The organism is Chryseobacterium sp. A301 (assembly GCF_054489425.1).
In genome coordinates this window covers 1-3450 of sequence record NZ_JBTMWY010000011.1, presented here as the reverse complement: position 1 = coordinate 3450, position 3450 = coordinate 1, and the positions used below count along the sequence as shown (strand labels likewise).

Annotated in this window: 4 protein-coding genes; 2 read left to right on the top strand and 2 right to left on the bottom strand. The window is 30.0% G+C overall.

Annotated features, from left to right (window positions below):
- Positions 1 to 1068 (top strand): restriction endonuclease subunit S (locus ACX3PU_RS10220; RefSeq protein ID WP_459084934.1); only part of this gene is annotated, 1068 nt, incomplete at its 5' end.
- Here the strand turns inward: ACX3PU_RS10220 and ACX3PU_RS10215 are convergent.
- Positions 1061 to 1639 (bottom strand): restriction endonuclease subunit S, encoded by a 579-nt coding sequence (locus ACX3PU_RS10215; protein ID WP_459084935.1) that lies wholly within the window; start codon positions 1637 to 1639, stop codon positions 1061 to 1063. The genes ACX3PU_RS10220 and ACX3PU_RS10215 overlap by 8 nt on opposite strands.
- A 91-nt stretch (positions 1640 to 1730) precedes the next feature.
- Between ACX3PU_RS10215 and ACX3PU_RS10210 the strand changes: the two genes are divergently transcribed.
- Positions 1731 to 2324 (top strand): restriction endonuclease subunit S, encoded by a 594-nt coding sequence (locus ACX3PU_RS10210; RefSeq protein WP_459084933.1) that lies wholly within the window; start codon positions 1731 to 1733, stop codon positions 2322 to 2324.
- Here ACX3PU_RS10210 and ACX3PU_RS10205 read toward each other — a convergent pair.
- A partial coding sequence (locus ACX3PU_RS10205) for a restriction endonuclease subunit S (protein WP_459084932.1) occupies positions 2317 to 3450 on the bottom strand: 1134 nt, incomplete at its 5' end. The genes ACX3PU_RS10210 and ACX3PU_RS10205 overlap by 8 nt on opposite strands.

The window sequence follows — 3450 nt, the reverse complement described above, 5'->3', positions numbered from 1 at the left end:
TGGCAAACGAAGAAATTAGGGGAGATTGCAACATTTTCAAAAGGAAAAGGAATTTCTAAAAGTGATATCGAAGAAAATGGAATCACCGAATGTATAAGATATGGGGAACTTTATACACATTACACAGAAGTCATTAACGAAATAAAATCCAAGACTAATGTAAATACATCTACTTTAGTTTTAAGTGAAAAGAATGATGTTATCATTCCTGCGTCTGGAGAAACAACAATCGATATTGCAACAGCTTCCTGTGTTTTGAAGTCAGGCATTGCATTAGGAGGTGATTTAAACATCATCAAAACAACGAATAATGGAGTTTTTTTATCCTATTATCTAAACAGTAAAAAGAAAATGGAAATAGCAAATTTAGCACAGGGTATTTCCGTAGTACATTTATATTCGAGTCAATTAGCTTCCCTTACTTTAAGTTTACCAAAACTCAATGAACAAGATAGAATTTCTTCGTTTTTGGCTTTACTTGACGAAAGAATCCACACCCAAAACAAAATAATTGAACAATTAAAAACCTTAATTAAAGGGCTTTGTCAAAAACTAATTCTAAAGCAAGTACCAAATAAAAAATTAAATGATTGTGTTTCTTGTTATTCATCATCATTAACAGAATCGAATGTAATTGATAAAAATGGAGTTTATCCAGTTTATGGAGCCACGGGTATTATTGCGTTTACGGAAAATTACCAAATTAATAAAGATGCAGTTTTAATAATCAAAGATGGCTCTGGAGTTGGAAAGGTACAATTTGGAGCGGATAAATTTTCGGTTATTGGTACTCTAAACTATTTAACTGCAAAGTCTGAAATTAATTTAAGATATATTTTCTTCTGTCTGAAATTTTTCAACTTTGAAAAATACAAAGTTGGTTCTGGAATTCCACACATTTATTTCAAAGACTACGGAGAATCTACTATTTTCTGCCCTTCTTCGGAAGAACAAGATAAAATAGAAAAATTGTTATCAACTATTGACGAAAAAATAAATATTGAAAAAAATTCACTGCAAAAATATGAGATACAGAAAAAGTATCTGCTACAAAACCTATTTATATAAATAGGTTTTGTAGCAGATACTGCTTTTGAGATTGATATTTATCCAAAATATTTTTCTCCGCCTGAATCTTGGCATCAATCGAAGAAAGAAATCGAGAAATTTTGTTTTGTTCCGAGAGAGTGGGAAATGGTAATTTAAGCTTTGATAACTTGTTATAATACATATATGTTCTCGACCCACCTTGCTTTTGTAATAAGGCATAGTTTTTAAATGCCTGTCCCTCATTTAAATAGGTTTTTAAAAAGTAATCGTTTACACCACTAGTTGTAAAAACAGGGTATAAAGTGCTTACGATTCCTTTATCACAAATAGTGTTTATATTAAATTTAAAAGTTACATCGTCGCTCATATGTCTGTAAGTAAAATAACCACGAGGAACGATGTTGTATCCTGTATTATCTTTGCTTGCTACTTCATTTCCATCAAAGTAATCTTTCTGGAAATATATACCTGTTCTAGCAGAAGTTAGGATAGGATACTGATTATTTATTGTTGTGGTTTTATCAAATTTCACTAAAACATCATGCAAGCCTTGTACTTCCCATTCCTCATAGAACTCGTTGAATCTAATTTTCTGAGAAAATATCTTTTCACTTAGCCCTTTAATTGAGGATTATATTTCCTGTGTGAATACGCTTAGTAAGAAATTGTTTTCACTTCGATTGAAATTTAGAGATGGTGAAGGAAATAATTTTCAGAAATGGCAGATTAAGAAACTAAAAGATGTAAGTGAAATAATTGGCGGAGGTACGCCAGAAACTAATAGAGCCGAGTATTGGAATGGTCACATACAGTGGTTCACCCCAACTGAAATTAAATCAAATTTTGTTTCTAAAAGTGAAAGAACTATTTCTGAATTAGGATTAAAAAATTCCTCTGCAAGACTTCTACCCAAAGGGACAATATTACTGACTACAAGAGCTACTATAGGAGAAGTATCAATAGCACTTGAAGAATGTACTACCAATCAAGGATTTCAATCATTAATTGTAAAAGAAAACTACAATAACATATTTCTATTTAATTGGTTGAAAGTAAATAAATATAAATTGGAAAGACGAGCAAACGGATCTACATTCGCTGAAATCAGTAAGTCGGAGATCGAAAAAATTGAGATCAATATTCCAAGTATCGATGAACAAACTAAAATCGCTAAATTTCTTTTATCAATTGATACAAAAATAGATATTGAAGTTAAACTTTTACAAAAAATAGAAGTACAGAAAAAATACTTGTTAGCTGATTTGTTTATATAAATAAGTTAGTCAGCAAATATTTTTTTTGCGTAATCAGTACTTTCTGAATTTCAGTTTCTATTTTTATTTTCTCCTTGATACAGGATAATATATTTGAAATTTTATTTTGTTCTTGACAATCTGGTAATGTTATTTCCATTGACTCAATTTCAGAAATGTAATGTCGCTTATGTTCACTAGATGATAAATCAAGAAAAGATAAATACTCAAAAATAAAATTCAAATTTACATTTGGTTTAGCTGTCAAAATTTTAATCGCAGATGATTTCACTTTAAATGGGAAATTGACAAGCTTCATATCCATTGTAAAATCATCAAAAATAATGCATTCTTCTTTATTGTAAACTCCAAAAACTTCATCTGTATATCCTAGTACAAAAGCTTTATTTGCAGTCAGAACTGGAGTCAATGAAGGGTCAGAAGAATAATCAGTATTTGTAACTAAATATTTATTTGGCTGTTCATAGTTTAAGAGCTCCTTAATTTGAACTAATCTATTTTCACCATTTAGTATCTGTCTATAAAGTTGATAGCGAATCGTATTCTTTAATAACTTAAGCTCCTTAATTATTTTGTTTTGGGTGAAGATACGATCATCCAACAAACTTAAGAAAGCGGTTATTCTTTCTTGTTCTTTTAGATCAGGAAACGATAATTCAATTTTTGAGATTCGTCCAACATTGATACTTAAAACCTTTGAGCCTTGAGACTCTTTTTGAATTTGTGTTCTCACTTGATTGGTTTTGAATAAATATCCATTAAAGCCCAAATGAAAAATATTTTCTTTTGGTCTCGCCAATAAAGTATGTAATCCTGACAGTAATTTTTCACCGTTAACATTTACAACTTCAATACTTTTACCCACATCATTCAGATCTTCGGAAGCATCTGCAAATATAATGTCTCCTTCTCTGCAATAATTTTCAGCTGAAATTCTTTGTAAATTTATTTCCTCATTTATAAAAGGTACTATTTCATTAATAATATTAAATAAGGTTTGAAATTTAGTATGAATATCGCCGTAATGGATATTCTTTACAGCTCCTGATTCATAATTCAAATTCTCACGCGAAAAGGAATTGGTTACTTTGAAGTCTATAATCTCCCCTAATTTCTTCGTTTGCCA